15 protein-coding genes are annotated in these 17,996 nt (G+C 34.1%); 10 read left to right on the forward strand and 5 right to left on the reverse strand.

The genetic code is table 11. The annotated features are described in order from the left end of the window. Positions 1–22 precede the first annotated feature (22 nt). Entirely contained in the window at positions 23–892 is an 870-nt protein-coding gene (locus HB672_RS12100) for an alpha/beta hydrolase (protein ID WP_167769791.1), read from the forward strand. Positions 893–922: 30 nt separating this feature from the next. Here HB672_RS12100 and HB672_RS12105 read toward each other — a convergent pair whose 3' ends face one another. Next, positions 923–3,256 carry a UvrD-helicase domain-containing protein gene (locus HB672_RS12105; RefSeq protein WP_167769792.1) on the reverse strand — a complete coding sequence of 778 codons (2,334 nt, stop codon included), beginning with the start codon at positions 3,254–3,256 and terminating at the stop codon, positions 923–925. Between the two features lie 190 nt (positions 3,257–3,446). On the opposite strand from HB672_RS12105, the gene HB672_RS12110 reads away from it, so the two are divergent. Genes HB672_RS12110 through HB672_RS12125 form a run of 4 tightly spaced genes read left to right on the forward strand, consistent with a single transcriptional unit; the run spans position 3,447 to position 7,320 of the window. After that, positions 3,447–3,938 carry a DsrE family protein gene (locus tag HB672_RS12110; RefSeq protein ID WP_167769793.1) on the forward strand — a complete coding sequence of 164 codons (492 nt, stop codon included), beginning with the start codon at positions 3,447–3,449 and terminating at the stop codon, positions 3,936–3,938. Positions 3,939–3,950: 12 nt separating this feature from the next. Continuing rightward, on the forward strand, positions 3,951–5,222 hold the full coding sequence (locus tag HB672_RS12115) for an amidohydrolase (RefSeq protein ID WP_167769794.1): 1,272 nt from the start codon (positions 3,951–3,953) through the stop codon (positions 5,220–5,222). A gap of 13 nt (positions 5,223–5,235) precedes the next feature. Next, on the forward strand, positions 5,236–6,795 hold the full coding sequence (locus HB672_RS12120) for an FMN-binding glutamate synthase family protein (protein ID WP_167769795.1): 1,560 nt from the start codon (positions 5,236–5,238) through the stop codon (positions 6,793–6,795). Between the two features lie 3 nt (positions 6,796–6,798). Next, positions 6,799–7,320, forward strand: coding sequence for a hypothetical protein (locus tag HB672_RS12125; RefSeq protein WP_167769796.1), 522 nt, complete (start codon positions 6,799–6,801; stop codon positions 7,318–7,320). A gap of 7 nt (positions 7,321–7,327) precedes the next feature. Here the strand turns inward: HB672_RS12125 and HB672_RS12130 are convergent, their stop codons facing one another. Beyond that, positions 7,328–8,233, reverse strand: a complete 906-nt coding sequence (locus HB672_RS12130; protein ID WP_167769797.1) for a patatin-like phospholipase family protein — start codon at positions 8,231–8,233, stop codon at positions 7,328–7,330. A 79-nt stretch (positions 8,234–8,312) separates the two neighbouring features. Between HB672_RS12130 and recG the strand changes: the two genes are divergently transcribed. Further along, a complete protein-coding gene (gene recG / locus HB672_RS12135; RefSeq protein ID WP_167769798.1) occupies positions 8,313–10,415 on the forward strand; it encodes an ATP-dependent DNA helicase RecG in 2,103 nt (700 codons plus the stop codon). A 212-nt stretch (positions 10,416–10,627) separates the two neighbouring features. Here the strand turns inward: recG and HB672_RS12140 are convergent, their stop codons facing one another. Then, complete coding sequence (locus HB672_RS12140) at positions 10,628–12,781, reverse strand: TonB-dependent receptor (RefSeq protein ID WP_167769799.1); 2,154 nt, start codon at positions 12,779–12,781, stop codon at positions 10,628–10,630. Between the two features lie 129 nt (positions 12,782–12,910). On the opposite strand from HB672_RS12140, the gene HB672_RS12145 reads away from it, so the two are divergent. The 4 genes from HB672_RS12145 (at position 12,911) to HB672_RS12160 (ending at position 16,388) form a co-directional block, all read left to right on the forward strand. After that, entirely contained in the window at positions 12,911–13,585 is a 675-nt protein-coding gene (locus HB672_RS12145) for a lysoplasmalogenase (RefSeq protein WP_167769800.1), read from the forward strand. Between the two features lie 170 nt (positions 13,586–13,755). Next, the gene (locus HB672_RS12150) at positions 13,756–15,180 is read left to right on the forward strand and encodes an amidohydrolase (RefSeq protein ID WP_167769801.1); all 1,425 of its coding nucleotides are present in this window, start codon (positions 13,756–13,758) and stop codon (positions 15,178–15,180) included. A gap of 67 nt (positions 15,181–15,247) precedes the next feature. After that, positions 15,248–15,742: an RNA polymerase sigma factor gene (locus HB672_RS12155; RefSeq protein ID WP_167769802.1), complete on the forward strand. Its 495-nt coding sequence runs from the start codon at positions 15,248–15,250 to the stop codon at positions 15,740–15,742. A 4-nt stretch (positions 15,743–15,746) separates the two neighbouring features. Beyond that, positions 15,747–16,388, forward strand: a complete 642-nt coding sequence (locus HB672_RS12160; protein WP_167769803.1) for a DUF898 domain-containing protein — start codon at positions 15,747–15,749, stop codon at positions 16,386–16,388. 52 nt (positions 16,389–16,440) lie between these two features. Here the strand turns inward: HB672_RS12160 and HB672_RS12165 are convergent, their stop codons facing one another. Together HB672_RS12165 and HB672_RS12170 are read right to left on the reverse strand one after the other, a co-directional pair. Further along, positions 16,441–17,238: a lysophospholipid acyltransferase family protein gene (locus HB672_RS12165; RefSeq protein ID WP_167769804.1), complete on the reverse strand. Its 798-nt coding sequence runs from the start codon at positions 17,236–17,238 to the stop codon at positions 16,441–16,443. Between the two features lie 114 nt (positions 17,239–17,352). Beyond that, on the reverse strand, positions 17,353–17,994 hold the full coding sequence (locus tag HB672_RS12170; RefSeq protein WP_167769805.1) for a CoA pyrophosphatase: 642 nt from the start codon (positions 17,992–17,994) through the stop codon (positions 17,353–17,355). Positions 17,995–17,996: the final 2 nt, after the last annotated feature.

Consider the following 17,996-nt stretch of genomic DNA (forward strand, 5'->3'; position numbering starts at 1 on the left):
CAAATAAACTAATTATTTAAATATGAAGACTCCAAAATCTGCATTGTTAAGCATTATTTGCACATTTTTGCTATTTGCTTGCTCATTAAATGATGACAATAACATTCCAAACACAAATACGTTAAATCCTACTCAATACTACCAAGAGCTTGATGTAGCCTATGGAAATGATGCAAAGCAAACATTTGATATATACTTGCCAGCAGATAGAGAAAATACTACAAAAGTGATGATTCTTGTTCATGGTGGTGGATGGTCTGGTGGTGACAAAAGTGAAATGAATCTATTTAAGAATTTTGTGAGACAAGAGCATCCAAATGTTGCCATTGTTAATATGAATTATAGATTGGCAGACGATAACAACAATCCGTATCCAATGCAAATAAATGATATTACTTCTGTAATTAATCATTTAAAAGAGAATAGTGAACATTATACTATCGGTGATGATTTTGGCTTTATTGGCGTAAGTGCTGGTGGACATTTATCGTTGTTATGGAGTTATGCTTTTGACACAGATAATGATGTAAAAATGGTATGCAGTGTTGTTGGACCAACAAATTTTACCGATCCTGCTTACCTAAATAATAATGATGCTCATTTACAGGAATTACTCGATTTGTTTGGAGTAGAACCTACCACCGCCTTTTTGGAAGAAGTAAGTCCGTTACATCGTGTAACAGCCTCTGCGCCACCAACAATTTTGTTTTATGGAGGACAAGACCCACTTATTCCTACCACACAAGGCACAGCTTTAAGGGATGAGTTATCAGATCTTGGTGTAACTCACGAATTTACTTTATACCCTGATGCTGGACATGGTTGGGTTGGCACAGACTTATTAGATACAGTATTAAAATTAAAAGCTTTTACGCAAACGTATTTGGAATAAGAAACAAATATGGAGTTATTTTAACTACTTCTAACCAATAACTTTCAACTTAGCAAAACGTAGCAATAGCTTCTTTGAACCTCCATTTTCAAAGTTAATTTCTGCTTTTATATCAGCTCCTGCCCCTTCTATTTTTACAACTTCGCCTTTACCAAAGCGCAAATGTTTTACGATATTACCCACAGCTAATTTGCTATCAAACAAATTGGTGTTTTCATTAGAACTTGTTATTTTTTTAAAATTCTTGGGTGTACTTATTTTAATACCTTCAGGTTTAGGTTTTACTTTAGTTTTCCTTTTTGACTCATATTTTTTAGGTGGCTTAAACCTAATTTTATTAGGCTCAATATCTCCAAAAATATCTGCTGACAGCATTGGGTTGATACGTCGTTCTTCAATAGGCGTAATGACATCTAAAAATTCATCTTCAATTTCTTCAATAAATCTACTAGGTTCTGAGTCAATCAATTTTCCCCAACGGTAACGCGACAATGCATAGGTTAAATACGCTTGTTTTTCAGCTCTAGTTAAAGCCACATAAAACAAACGTCGCTCTTCTTCTAGTTCGCTACGTGTATTCATACTCATAGCACTTGGAAACAAATCTTCCTCAAGACCAACAATAAACACATGATTAAATTCTAGTCCTTTTGCTAAGTGAATGGTCATTAATGCCACATGATTAGGGTCACCTTTGTCACCGTCCAAATCTGTTGCAAGTGCCACATCTTCTAGAAATTCAGCTAAAGAATCCCCTGCATCAGCTAGTTCCATTTGTCCTTCAACAAAATCTTTAATACCATTTAAAAGTTCTTGCACATTTTCCAAGCGTGTAATCCCTTCAGGCGTGCCATCTTTATTAAATTCTCTTATTAAACCACTGGTTTTGGTTACATGCTCAGCCAAATCAAAAGCATTAGCTGTTTGATTCATCACTTGATAACTTTCAATAAGTGTCACAAAATCTCTTAACTTATTTTTTGTTCCGTTATTGATGTTAATATCAATTGCATCAAGGTTTTTTAAGATTTCAAAAATGGTTTTATTGTAATTATTTGCAGCAACAACCAATCTATCAATAGTAGTTTGTCCAATACCACGCGCAGGGAAATTAATAACGCGCTTTAGCGCTTCTTCATCTGCAGGATTTAAAACCAAACGCAAATAAGCTGTGACATCTTTAATTTCTTTACGCTGATAGAAGGATAAGCCTCCATAAATACGATAAGGGATGTCACGTTTTCGCAATGCATCTTCAATGGCACGTGATTGCGCATTGGTACGATATAGCACTGCAAAATCGCTATTTTGAAATTGGTTATTCATTTTTTCTTCCCAAATGGTACTTGCTACGTAACGCCCTTCGTCCCCATCTGTCAACGAACGATGCACTTTTACTTTTTGACCTTCTTCATTTGAAGTCCAAACCACTTTATCCAACTTGGTTTTATTATGCTCAATCACTGAGTTTGCTGCACCCACAATATTTTTTGTTGAACGATAATTTTGCTCTAAACGATAGAGTTTTACGTCGTCATAATCCTTCTGAAAATTCAAGATATTATTAATATTCGCACCACGAAACGCATAAATACTTTGGGCATCATCTCCAACCACACATATATTTTGAAAACGGTCTGCCAAAGCACGAACTATTAAATATTGCGAGTGGTTTGTATCTTGATACTCATCGACAAGAATGTAACGGAACTTATCTTGGTACTGTGCTAAAACATTAGGAAAGCGTGTCAATAATTCATTTGTTCTCAACAATAAATCGTCAAAATCCATGGCACCAGCTTTAAAACAACGGTCAACATACTCTGCATAAATCTCTCCCATTTTCGGCCGTCTAGCCATAGCATCTGCTTCCATGAGTTCTGGGTTTTTAAAATATGCCTTAACTGTTATTAAACTGTTTTTATAAGATGAAATCCTACTATAAACCTGTTTGGTTTTATAGATGTCTTTCTCTAAGCCCATTTCTTTAATTATTGAGCCTAATAGTTTTTGAGAATCTTGCGTATCGTAAATAGTGAAATTACTAGGAAACCCTAAATGATGCCCTTCAAAACGCAAAATTTTAGCAAAAACGGAGTGAAACGTTCCCATCCAAAGGTTTTTAGCTTCACCATCGCCTACAATTTCAGCGATTCTACCTTTCATTTCTTTAGCAGCCTTATTGGTAAAGGTCAATGCCAAAATATTAAATGCATCTACACCTTGACTCATTAAATAAGCGATTCGGTAAGTAAGTACCCTGGTCTTTCCAGAACCTGCTCCAGCTATCACAATCATAGGGCCATCCTTTTGCAAAGTTGGTGCTAATTGCGCTTCATTTAATTGACTTAAATACTTCTCCAAGACTATTATTTTTAAAGCGTGAATTTAGCCAATGTTATGCTGATTTCTTAATGATATTAGCAATAATTATAAACAATTATATTAATGCTATTAGGTTTCCTAAAAAATTAAATATCTTTAGCATTCTTAATTCATTTATATGAAAAAAACCGTATTTACTTTATCCTTTTTAACCTTAACTTGCTTTTCTATGTTTGCACAAAGTGAACGTATTGAAGGAAAGATTGTTAAAAATTTTGGAGAAACTTTCGATGTTGAAAGTTTAGACATAAAAACCAATACTTCTGAAGACTTTAAAGTAATTTTTGATGTCTCTCAATCATCAAGCGATAAAAGTGTTATCAATAAATACATTGTTACTGCAGCGCGTTTTTTAAACATGCATGCAAATGAAGGTATGAAAAAGGAGCAGCTAAAAGTTGCTATGACCATTCATGGTGGTGCGTGGCAAGATGTATTAAACAATGAGGCTTACAAAGAAAAATATGGTGTTGACAATCCTAATCTGGAATTAATTAATGAGCTTACAGAAGCTGGAGCAGATATTATTATTTGTGGACAAACAGCCTCATTTAGAGGCATCACCAAAGATAATGCTAACCCAAACGTAAAGTTTGCTTTATCTGCTATGACAGCTCTTATACAATATCAAAAAAACGGTTTTACGTTTATTAAATTTTAAAAACACAAAAGCATGAAAAAATTATTACTAATTGCTACTTTTTTATTCAGCACTTTCGGTTTCGCTCAATATGGTTTAGACAAAGAAATTTCAGCTATAGAATCAAAAGTCATTGAATGGCGACGTCATTTTCATCAAAATCCTGAGCTTTCCAATCGTGAATTTAAAACTGCCGAAAAAATTGCGGAACATTTAAAATCTCTAGGCTTAGAAGTTCAAACTAATGTTGCACATACTGGAGTTGTAGGCATATTAAAAGGAAAAAAACCTGGAAAGGTATTGGCTCTTAGAGCAGATATAGATGGATTACCTGTTCCTGAAAGATCAGACTTACCTTTTAAATCGACTGCCATAGGAGAGTACAATGGCGAAGAAGTTCCTGTAATGCATGCCTGTGGTCATGATACACACATTGCAATATTAATGGGAGTTGCCGAAATTATGTCAAAAAACAAAGACAAAATCAAAGGCACTATTAAGTTTATTTTTCAACCAGCTGAAGAAGGCGCTCCTTCTGGAGAAGAAGGTGGTGCAAAATTAATGGTTAAAGAAGGGGTTTTAAAAAATCCTGATGTTGATGCTATTTTTGGATTGCACATTGGTTCTGGACAACCTGTAAATACTATTGGTTATAAATCTGGTGGAACCATGGCTGCTGTAAATAGTTTTGTAATAAATGTTAAAGGAAAACAAACTCATGGTTCTAGACCTTGGGGAGGTGTAGATCCAATTATGGTTAGCGCAAAAATAATTGATGGCTTGCAAACCCTAGTTAGTCGTGAAATGCCTCTTACTCAAGAAGCAGTTGTGTTATCCATAGGAAAAATTACTAGTGGTGTACGTAGTAATATAATTCCTGAATCAGCTGAATTAGTTGGTACTTTACGCACACTAGATACAGATATGCAATCACATATACATAAACGTATGCGAGAAATGGTTGCTGACATTGCTAAAGCTTATCGTGCAGAAGCAACAATTGATATAGATGAAGGTTACCCAATTACTTATAACGACCCTACACTTACTTCGCAAATGGTTCCTTCGTTAGAAAAAGCTGCAGGAAAGGATAATGTAATTGTCATGAAAGCGATAACTGGTGCTGAAGATTTTTCATTCTTTCAACAAAAAATTCCGGGACTATATTTCTTTTTAGGAGGTATGACTAAAGGTAATACCGAACCTTTTCCTCACCATACACCAGATTTCTTTATTGATGAAAGCGGTATGCTATTGGGCGTAAAAGCTTTTATACAATTGTCGTTAGATTATTTAAATGATTAAAAAAGAAAAATAAATGGAGTTCTTACCTAAAATTCCTTGGTGGATATGGGTCTTAATCGTAATAGCACTTGTTGCCATACGTGATGTTTTCATTCAAAAAAAACATACAATTAGTCATAACTACCCTATTATTGGACATTTACGCTATTTATTCGAGAAAATTGGCCCAGAAATTCGTCAGTATTTTGTAGCTAACAATAGAGAAGAACTACCTTTTAATCGCATTGAACGCAGTTGGATTTACGCTTCGGCTAAAAAAGAAAACAACTACGAAGGTTTTGGAACCGATCGAGATATTTATGCGCATCACCATATTTTTATTAATAATGCGATGATGCCCTATAAGCTATCTGAGAATCATCCAAATACCATAAACCCAACCTTTTTGCCTTGTGCTAAAGTCATGGGTTCATTTAATAAACGGAAAAAGCCATATCGCCCAGCGTCTATCATTAATGTTTCGGCTATGAGTTTTGGCTCACTTTCAGCAAAAGCTGTTGAATCCTTAAACAGAGGAGTTAAAATTGCTAGTGCATATCACAATACTGGAGAAGGTGGCTTATCGCCCTACCACAGTAATGGTGGTGATGTTGTGTTTCATTTTGGAACAGGTTACTTTGGTGTTCGTGATACCAATGGTAATTTTTCGATGGAAAAGTTGAAGCAATTAGTAAATGACAATCCGTTTATTAAAGCCATTGAAATAAAACTATCTCAAGGTGCAAAGCCAGGTAAAGGAGGCGTTTTACCTGGAGCAAAAATAACACAAGAAATAGCCGATATTCGTGGTGTTGAAGTTGGTAAAGATGTATTATCTCCTCCAAATCATTCAGCTTTTTCAAATGTTGAAGAATTAATGACTTTTATTGAAGATATAGCCGAAAAAACAGGACTGCCAGTTGGTATTAAAGCAGCTATTGGCAAACTTGACGAGTGGGAAAAACTCGCTAATATCATGTTAGAAACTGGAAAAGGTCCAGATTTTATTACTGTTGATGGTGGTGAAGGTGGCACTGGAGCTGCGCCTCCAAGTTTTGCCGACCATGTATCACTACCTTGGGTATATGGCTTTAGTGATTTATATAAAGTTTTTAAAAAACAAAAACTAACCGAGCGTATCGTTTTTATAGGAAGTGGTAAGTTAGGTTTTCCAGCCACTGCAGCAATGGCATTCGCCATGGGAGCTGACTGTATAAATGTAGCACGCGAAGCTATGATGAGTATTGGTTGTATTCAAGCACAAGTTTGTCACACCAATAAATGCCCTAGTGGTATTGCTACACAAAGTAAATGGCTGCAAAACGGTATAAATATTCCAATAAAATCCTTACGTCTTGCGCAATATTTTAAAACCTTTAGAAAAGAACTGGTAGAGATTACGCATGCAGCAGGTTATGAACACCCATGTCAATTCACAATGAAAGATATTGATGTTAATGTAGATGACCACAATTTATCAGAACAATTAAACAAAACATACAACTACGAAAAAACACCAGTCCCTTACACAAATATGCAAGATTTAAAAGATTGCATATATTTGGGAGGACAACCACAAACCTCAAACACATAAACTATGGAAATTGAAAAAATTTTTGAAGTCATATTATATGCAGTTCCTGCACTAATTACAGGAATGATTGCCTACTACTTTTTTAAGGAACACACAAAAAATGAAGATGGCCGCAGACGTTTTTTATTGCATAAAGACATGCAAGTAAACACACTCCCTATTCGATTACAAGCTTACGAACGCATGGCATTATTTTTAGAACGAATAACACCATCAAAATTACTAATTAGAGTTAAGCCAACTAGTTCTGATGAAAGTACTTACGAATCTTTAATTGTAGCAACTATTGAACAGGAATTTGAACACAATTTATCTCAACAAATATATGTAAGTGACGAGTGCTGGAACATCATTGTCGCTGCAAAAAACACTACTATCCAGCTTATTAGAAAAGCAGGTTTATTGGAAAAAACGGGGACAGCCGACAAACTTAGAGAAGTCATTCTAACCGAAATGATGGAAAAAAGAGCGCCTAGTGATGCCGCCTTAGCATTTATTAAAAAAGAGGTTGGCGAATTGTGGTAATTTAAAATTACTTTAATTCATTAGACAAAGAATCCTGATGTTTATTCTTAGCATATTCGTAGCCTTGCTTCCACCATTTCACCATTAAACGTTTGCTAAAAATAAGTGAGTTCTCTGTTAAAGTTGTTGGTGTGTAATAGATGTTTAGATTTACATTTTTGTTTTTTGCCGCAAGCTTTCCAATCGTGATATCATTTCTTTCAACTTGATTCAGTAAATGACCAAATAAATTAAGCATCAATGAAAATGGATTTTTACCTAACACTTTCTGTTGCTCCATAGTTTCAGCTTCTAAAACAATAGCGTCAATTTCTGTTGCTCCTCGCAAAATAGCTTCTCTTATTGGTACTACACAACCCAACCCACCATCTGCATATTCAAAACCATCAACAGTGGCAAGCGACATAAATGGAATGTAATTACATGAAATCCATATCCAATTACAAAATTCTTCATAAGTACAATCTTTAATTGATTTATACTCTACACTATTCTTTGATAGATTAGAAACCGTTACAACCACATCTTCTTTTGTGGCTAGAATAGCTTCAAACTCATCTCTTGTAAAATTCCGTCGTATATTTCGTTTTAAGTGTTTACTCTCTCCAAAAGTGCGTTTCATACGAATAAATTGCCACAACGAATTCACAAAGTCAATAGATACAAATTCACGGTCACCTTTTTTGCGCTGTACAAAAGGGCTTACACTAAATATATCACGCTGTGTGACATTTGTAAACAACTCGTAAACCTTATCTATTTTGTTTAATGATAAATGTGGAATTAATAAGCTACCCGTTGAAGTGCCAAGAAACATATCGTACTCCTTACCTAGATCTTGCATTAAAAATTGCGCAACACCTCCTGCAAAAGCACCCTTACTTCCTCCTCCTGATATAACTAATGCTCTCATAAATATTTGTGCTATACAAAGTTAGAACCAAATTATCAATTGACCTTGCTATTATTAACAAAAGAATTATTTTAGTTGAATGAACACAAACCTCCAAACTCCAATAGATTATTTAAAGGGCGTTGGTCCAAATCGTGCGGATTTATTGCGCAAGGAGCTTGGTATTCATACCTATCAGGATTTAATTAACCTATTTCCAAACAGATATATTGATAGAACACAGTATTACAAAATCAACCAATTACAGCAAAACTCAGCTGAAGTGCAAATTATTGGTCAAATAACAAGCCTTAAAGAAGTCGCTCAAAAGCGCGGAAAGAGACTTGTAGCCACGTTTCAAGACGATACTGGAACCATGGAGTTTGTGTGGTTTAGGGGACATAAGTGGATTCGCGACAGCATTAAACTAAACACAACTTATGTAGCGTTTGGCAAAATTAATTGGTTTAATGGTAAATTTAGCATACCTCATCCAGAACTAGAATTAGTAGCAGAACATGAAAAGAATTTGCGTTCGGCTATGCAAGCTGTGTATCCTTCAACCGAAAAATTATCAAATAAAGGCATCACCAATCGTGTGATTATAAAAATCATGCAACAAGTGTTTTTGGAAACCAAAGGAAAATTTACAGAAACCTTATCTAAAAACTTAATTGAAGAACAAAAATTATTATCGAAATCTGAAGCACTTTTTAATGTGCATTTTCCGAAGTCTCAATCGCTTTTAGCACGTGCTCAATTCCGATTAAAATTTGAAGAATTATTTTACATTCAACTGCAGTTAATTTTAAAAAACCTCATCCACAAATCAAAAATAAAAGGGTTCCCATTTACAAAAGTTGGCGACCATTTTAATACTTTTTTTAAAGAGCATTTACCCTTCGAATTAACCAATGCTCAAAAGCGAGTTATCAAAGAAATTAGACAAGATTTAGGAAGCAATGCACAAATGAACCGATTACTACAAGGCGATGTAGGTTCTGGAAAGACCATAGTTGCGCTAATGTCAATGTTAATAGCTATTGACAACGGTTTTCAAGCCTGTTTAATGGCACCAACTGAAATTTTGTCAGTACAGCACTATAATAATTTAAATGAACAATGTAAAAAACTGAATATCAGTATAAAACTATTAACTGGCTCAACCAAAGCTTCAGATAGAAGAAAAATTCATGAGTCTTTAGAAAATGGCGAATTAAACATCTTAATTGGGACGCATGCGCTACTTGAAGATAAGGTTAAATTTAAGAATTTAGGCCTTGCAATTATAGACGAACAACATCGTTTTGGAGTTGCTCAAAGAAGCAAACTTTGGAAGAAAAATACCTCTCCTCCACACATCTTGGTGATGACTGCAACACCAATTCCAAGAACCTTAGCAATGTCTGTTTATGGCGACTTGGATATCTCCGTAATTGATGAATTACCTCCAGGCAGAAAAGACATAAAAACCGTCCACCGATTTGATAAAAATCGCTTACAAGTATTTGGGTTTATTCGTGATGAAATAAAAAAAGGTAGGCAAGTTTATATTGTCTATCCATTAATTCAGGAAAGTTCCGCTATGGATTATAAAGATTTAATGGATGGCTATGAGAGCATTTCAAGAGATTTTCCAATGCCAAATTATCAAATCTCTATTGTACATGGAAAAATGAAAGCTACCGATAAAGATTATGAAATGCAACGCTTTGCCAAAGGTGAAACACAAATCATGGTTGCCACCACTGTTATAGAGGTTGGTGTTAATGTACCTAATGCCTCTGTTATGATTATAGAAAGTGCAGAACGCTTTGGCTTATCGCAATTACACCAATTACGTGGCCGTGTTGGTCGTGGCGCCGAACAAAGCTATTGTATTTTAATGACTGGTTATAAATTAAGTAATGATAGTAGAGCACGACTAGAAACCATGGTTAGAACCAATGATGGCTTTGAAATTGCCGAAGTCGATTTAAAACTTCGTGGTCCAGGAGATATTATGGGAACACAGCAAAGTGGTGTATTAAACCTTAAAATAGCAGACATTGTAAAGGACAAAGACATTCTACAACAAGCACGTTTTTATGCTAAACGTGTTTTAAATAGCGACCCTACCCTTACGCTTTCTGAAAATAAATCGATTCTAAATACGTACAAACTACTTAGTAAGTACAAAAACATTTGGAATTATATAAGCTAAAAAATAAAAAAAACTCAAAGACACTACCAACCTAAGCGCTTTGAGTTATAAACTGACATTGATAAATGTTCGTTTTCTAATTGACTTTTTACCAAATTAAAGTTACAATCTAAAATGATGTAAGCTGTTAGCATACTGTTAATTAACGATTTTTTAAGAGTATCTATTGTTAACAAATTGACGCATCAAAATGTTAGTCTTAAAAAAGCTTCTTAAAATTTATCCAACTGGTTACTCGTATTATCCTCACTAATGGTCCAAAAGAAACCAATAAAAAAGAACTGGTCTGCAGCAGGTTTTAAAGCTCTGCTTGCAAAATTGCCATTAATATCTGGTGTGTTAGCATATTGATAACCGTTTACATTTTTAAAACCTGTTACGTTGTTTATAGAGAAATAGAGTATTTTTTGTGGACTCAACAAGTAAGCCCAATTTAGGCTTAAGTTATTATAAGCTTTTGTCTTCTGGTTTAAAAACCCATCCATATTTGGGTTGGTGTAAGTACGTCCAGAACCATAGGTATAACTAAAACCTACTTGACTTTTCCAATCTTCTATAAAATATTTTCCAACAACCGATAGATTGTGTGTATTTGCAAAGTTTGGCTGTGCTTTAGTTGGATAATTACGATAATCTCTCTCAGAATCTAAATAAGAGTAACTCACCCAATAATCGGTGTTTTTAATACTTTTATTATCTCTCCAAAATAAGTCAATTCCTTTTGCAAAACCGTAACCGTCGTTTGAAAAATTGGTGTCAAAATTGGTAAACTCATCATCATACTTTAATAAATTATCATAGTCTTTATAGTAAGCTTCAGCTCTAAAAATGCGTCCTTCGGAATTGAACTGATAGTTTAATATATAATGATCTGTTTGTTGTGATTCAATATTTTTAGTGAACTTCAACACATTGCTTTGCGGATTCTGATAAAAGTTTCCATAAGCAAAAGACACTTGACTTTTAGGTGATGTTTTATAAGCCAAGGATACTCGTGGAGATATAGTAAACTCATTAAATAAGGATGTGTGTTCTGCTCGCAATCCTGCTTTTATAGCAAATGCTTTTGAGAAAATAATATCAGCTTCAGCATAACTTGCAAAAACATTGTTATTAAATCCGTAATCTGTTTTTGCAACAAAATCAGAAGCATACTCCTCGCTAAAATTTGTTGTGAAATATTCACTTCCAAAATATAATTTAAGTCGATTACTAACTCTATTTTTTAGTTTGAATTTAAAATGCGCTGAGTGCTCTTGGTCACGAATATCGCTATCAATAATATTAATATTCTCATCGGCGTACGTATAACTCATGCCACCAAAAACAGTCCATGTATCACTAAGCATGCCTTGGTATGAGCTATTAACATAAAGGTTATTATTTTTCATTTTAAAATACACACCTTCATCATAATTAATATCTTCTTGTGTTAATTCAAAATTAGACGTATCAAAAGCAGCGTAAAGCTTTAACAAACCGTTGTCAAACTTCTGTCTAAAAACAGTTTCGCCAGCAAGCCCTTCATAAGGTTTTTTCCAATCGTTTCTATCTGGAAACAAACCAATATAAGGTGCTAGATTAATATATGAGGCGTTAATACTTAACGAGCTTTTATCCCATTTTTGAGTGTTTCCAAGCGTGCCACCAACAGTCATAATACCAATGTCTGTTTTCTCTTGATCTGGCTCGTCGATAGTATTTAAAAGCAATACAGACGATAAGGCTTGACCATATTCTGCTGAATATCCACCAGTTGAGAACGTAATTCCATCAAATAAAAATGGTGAATAACGACCTCTTGTTGGTGTGTTATTGGTTGTTGGAGAATAAGGTGTAAACACACGAATACCATCGATAAAAATTTGAGTTTCTTCAGCTTCTCCACCCCGCACAAACAAACGACCATCTTCGGCAACGGTTGCTGTTCCTGGTAAGGTTTGTAAAGCCCCTACAAAATCACCTAATGCACTTGCTGTAGTGACTACATCTAATGGTTTCAGTGCATTGACTTTACTGTTATCTCCAGCTTCAAAAGTTCCTGCAGACAATACTACAGCGTCAAGAGCACTAACATCCTCACGAAGTTTAATATCTAGATTTTTCATATATGATATGTCGCCTACCATTGTAAATTTTTCATAAGAAATAAATGAAACTACTAAGATTTGCGAACCAGTTTCGGTAGTATTAAAACTAAATTTTCCTTCTTTATCTGTCGTGGTTCCATCGTAAGTACCTTCAAGGTATACATTGGCACCTTCGATTGGGACACCCTTATTATTGGCGACCTTTCCACTAATAACAGATTGAGCAGATAAACTTAAACTTAGTAAAATTAATAGCGAGGTGATTAGTGTTCTCATCTTGTATCTAATTGTTCGTTTTTAATTGATGAGACAAAATTGCGGCATTAGCAACGTGAATGAAACTTAAAATGACTGAACTGTAAAATTTTAATGATGAATTGAATATATTTGAAAAAAACCACCGAGATGCGTTTCACCAAGGCTGAAAAAATCTTCACGCTCATTTTCCTAATAATAGTATTCTTAGAGCTTTTGTCTGAAAGTACATTACAGATTCTTTCAGTTAGATTTTTACCTAAACCATTAATATTATTATCTCTTATTATCTTTTTTTTAACACAGAGCAAACACTTAACCTCAACCACAAAATTGTTTATGACTCTTGGTCTTACTTTTTCATTAACTGGTGATGTTTTATTAATGTTCGTTGATGCTTCTCCAAACTATTTTATAGGTGGCTTAATTGCTTTTTTAATAGCACATATAATGTATGTCAAGGTATTTCTAGATAAAAGAAATAAAGATAATTCCTTATCAGGAATTTTAGTTGTGTTATTGATATATGCTCTAGGTATATTTTATCTTTTAAGGGATGGCTTGGGAGATATGCTAATTCCTGTGATATTTTATATACTAATTATACTGTCTATGGCAATAACTGCATGGTTAAGGAAAGGAGCTGTTTCCAAATTAAGTTATCTGCTTGTTTTTATTGGTGCACTTTTGTTTGTAGTGTCAGATAGTACTCTTGCCTTAAATAAGTTCTATCAAACTGTGCCACAATCTCATATTATTATTATGAGCACTTATGCCTTAGCTCAGTATTGTATTGCTCTTGGGGTTTTAAGGCAAAAAAACTAAAGATTTAGCAAGGTTAATTCCTGCAAAACCACCACCAATAATAACAACTCGAGGCAATTTAGATTTAGGAATATTCATGATGCTTTAGTGTTTTACAAAAAAACAACCTGCGTTTTAAATAATAGCAATAGAACATTTATATTTGATGTATAACCAACAAAAACCAACCAATGAAATCAATTTATTCACTTTTATTATTAATACTAATAAGTACTAACATACAAGCGCAAAAGAGCAAAGACAAAATACTTAACCAATTAGATAATAAAACTTCATTTTATGGTGATATTGCCCAAACAATTTGGGGTTATGCTGAAATGGGATATAAAGAAGTTAAAAGTTCTGCTTTATTACAAAAAACTTTAAAAGATGAAGGTTTTAAAATCACAACAGGCGTAGCTGGTATGCCAACTGCTTTCATTGCTGAATTTGGCAATGAAGGACCAGTTATTGCAATTTTAGGAGAGTACGATGCTCTTCCTGGTCTATCACAACAAGCTGTAGCTGAAAAAAAATCAGCTGATGCAGCTGCAGGTCATGCTTGTGGACATCATCTCTTTGGAACTGGTGCTGCTGCGGCTGCAATAAGCATTAAGGAATGGCTAACCAAAACAAAAACTAAAGGTCGTATTCGTTTTTATGGTTGTCCTGCTGAAGAAGGAGGTTCAGGAAAAGTTTATATGACTCGCGAAGGTTTATTTGATGATGTTGATGTAGCACTACATTGGCATCCATCATCGGTAAACGCTTCAAATCCTGGAGCAGCTTTAGCAAATAAATCAGCAAAATTCAGATTTCATGGTGTGTCTGCTCACGCAGCAGGTACTCCTGAAAGAGGACGTTCTTCACTAGATGCTGTTGAAAGCATGAACTATATGGTAAATATGATGCGTGAACATATTCTTCAAGAAGCACGTATACATTATGTAATAACTGATGGAGGAAAAGCACCAAATGTAGTCCCTGATTATGCTGAAGTTTATTATTACGCTAGACACAACAATAGAAATGTAGTAATCGATATATTCGACCGTATTGTTAATGCTGCTAAAGGAGCAGCTCTAGGAACAGATACTACAATGGAATTTGAAATGATTGGAGGTACTCACGAGTTACTACCAAATTATGTACTTCAAGAGGTTATGTATAAAAATTTAGTAGCCATAGGTGGTTTTACATTTGATGAAAAAGAATTACAATTTGCCAATGAGATTACTAAAACTCTAGGGCTTGAAAAATTAAACACTTCCTTTAGTGAAGGTGTTGTACCATATACTGAAAAGGCAAAAGCTTATGGCTCAACAGATGTAGGTGATGTAAGCTTTGCAGTACCAACCGTAGGGATGAGTGCTGCTACATGGGTTCCTGGGACTCCAGCTCATAGTTGGCAAGCTGTTGCTGCTGGTGGAACATCTATTGGAACTAAAGGAATGATGATTGCAGCCAAAACATTATCAGCTACTGCTATAGAGTTGTTTTCTAATACAGATCTAATAACAAAAGCCAAAGCAGAGTTTGAATCTAGTAGAGGTACTGACTTTAAATACATTCCACTTTTAGGAAATAGAAAACCTGCTTTAAAATATAGAGATTAAACAATATCAAAATAAGTTGTAACATTTTAAGCTATAAAGCTACTTACAAAGTAACTAACTTATCAAATTGCACAAAGAACTAGAACATAGTTTCGTTGAATTGCTGGAGAAGCATCAAAACATCATACATAAAGTATGCAGACTGTATACGTATGATTATGATGCACACAACGATTTATTTCAAGAAATTACCATACAGCTTTGGAAAGCATATCCAAAATTTCGTGGTGATGCAAAGTTTAGCACTTGGATGTATCGAGTTGGATTAAATACAGCAATTACGCTCTACAGGAAATCGAAACGACGAATTAGCACACAAGATTTTAACGATGTGCAGTTTAAAATTTCGGCAGAAGAATATGACGATACTGAAGAGCAACAACTAAAACTATTATATAATGCTGTAAGGCAGTTAAATGATATTGAAAAGGCATTGGTATTCTTGTACTTAGAAGACAAGAATTATAGAGAAATAAGTGAAACAATGGGGATTAGTGAAGTAAATGCAAGAGTGAAAATGAATCGCGTGAAAACAAAACTTAGAACTATTTTAAATCCGTAATACTATGGATGAATTAGAATTATTAAAAAAAGATTGGAAAAAGGAAGGCAACAGCTTCCCCAAATTGTCTTATAACGAAATTTATAAGATGATCCTCAAAAAATCATCGTCTATTGTAAAATGGATATTCATAATAAGTATCCTTGAATTTGTGTTTTGGGTTGCTATTTCATTTACTCTAAAATATACTGGATTTAGTGACGACATTGCCAATGTTGAATCCAATACCACTTTTATTGTCATGAGCATCATTTCATACCTTATTTTAGCCTACTTCTTTTATAGGTTTTATATGAATTATAGAACGATTAATACTACAGATAATGCAACGACATTAATGGAAAACATATTAAAGACCAGAAGAACCGTTAAACAATACGTTGGTTTTAACTTAATTGCCATAGTAGTTAGTGTTGGTGTTTTACTACCTTATTTTATAAATCAAGACCCAGAAGCACAAACAATTATAGAAAATGCTACTGCAAATGGAGAATTATTCAAGTTTTATGCAGGAATCATTATTGTTACATTATTAATGCTTGCAGCTGTTATAGTGATTTTATTATTGTTTTATTGGCTAATTTATGGCTTGCTTTTAAAACGTTTGAATAAGAATTATCGAGAACTTAAAAAATTAGAGGTATAAGGCCTAAAAAATACCTTACTACAACTGAAAACTGATTACTACCAACTTAAGGCTACCACTCACGCTTTTTATTTAACTCTTCCTTAGCTAATAATTCTTCTTTTGGAATTACTTTTAAAAATGATGGATGTTGCTCTATAGCATATTCAATTTTCTCAACAATTTCAGGAATTGTTTCGTTTTCATAATCTATATCCAAAGGCTCTTTAATTTCCATAGATTGAAGGATGTTTTTCTTTTTAATGCGTAACCCCTTTTTATCAAACGAACGCCTAAAACCATCAATAACTATAGGCACCACAGTTGGCTTATAACGCTTAATAATATGTGCTGTTCCTTTTCTAATTGGTTTAAAAGGTGTTGTTGTTCCTTGCGGAAATGTGATAACCCAACCATCATCTAACGCTTTGGCAATATTGGAAATATCACTCATTTTTACTTGTCTGTTTACATCTTGCCCTTCGGCTCTCCATGTACGCTCAATACTAACCGAACCAACATATGCCAAAATTTTAGGAAGTAAACCAGCTTTCATGGTTTCCTTGGCAGCAACGTAATATATATTAAGCTTTGGATTCCATAAGTAACCAACATTTTTTATAGAATCATCACGACCGCTTAAACTAGCATTAAACACATGAAACATGGCAACAACATCAGCAAAATATGTTTGATGATTTGAAATAAATAGTACGTTGGTTTCTGGTAGCCCTTTTAAAATTTCCGAACCATCAATTTGTAATTCGTTAAATCCTCTAAATCGTCTGTGGGTAATGGCTCCTAAAATTCTAATCAACCATTTTTTTACGAATAGTATATGTCCAAAAGGATTTTTCTTAAATAATCCCATAAATTAATTAGTCGAGTCTATTAGTTAGTGAATGCAAACGTACATATTTTTTCTGTTTTAGGTCGTTAACTAATCCTAATTAACAAATTCTAGAAAACATAAAGCCAACGAATATTATAATACTTTTTTTAAAATATCTTTTATTTCGCTTAACATCATAGCTGTAGCTCCCCAAACTATGTGTCCGTTAAGTTCAAATGCAGGAACTTCAATTTTGGTTGTATAAGATGTTGTTACAGATTTAGTTACCACATTAGTTTCATCTAAAAAATGGGCTAAAGACACCTCAATAATACCTTCAACTTCTTCATCCTGTTTTATAAATCTAGGAGTTTGGGCAGCAATTCCAATAAAAGGTTGCACATAAAAATTACTTGGTGGTATATAAACCTCTGTCATTTGTTTAATTACTTGTATTTGATGATTAGGCACTCCTATTTCTTCCCAAGTTTCTCTAATTGCTGTATCTTTTAATGTTTTGTCTATTGCTTCATATTTACCTCCAGGAAAACCTATTTGAGCCGAATGAACACCTTTATAGGTTTTTCGTAGTATTAACGCTAAGTGAGTCTCCATTGCATTACCTGGATAAAATAATGCCATCACACCTGCTCGTTTAGCATCTTTAATTCGCTCTTTATACTCTTCAATAAGCTCTCTTCTAAAAGGTGGTGACATTTTAAACTGAGATGCTTCGGCTGGCAATGGTATATTTTTTATTTTTGACAGTGAAACTGAAAATTCATCAAAATTCATCT

The organism is Gaetbulibacter sp. S0825 (genome assembly GCF_011777505.1).
Taxonomy (GTDB): domain Bacteria; phylum Bacteroidota; class Bacteroidia; order Flavobacteriales; family Flavobacteriaceae; genus Pontimicrobium.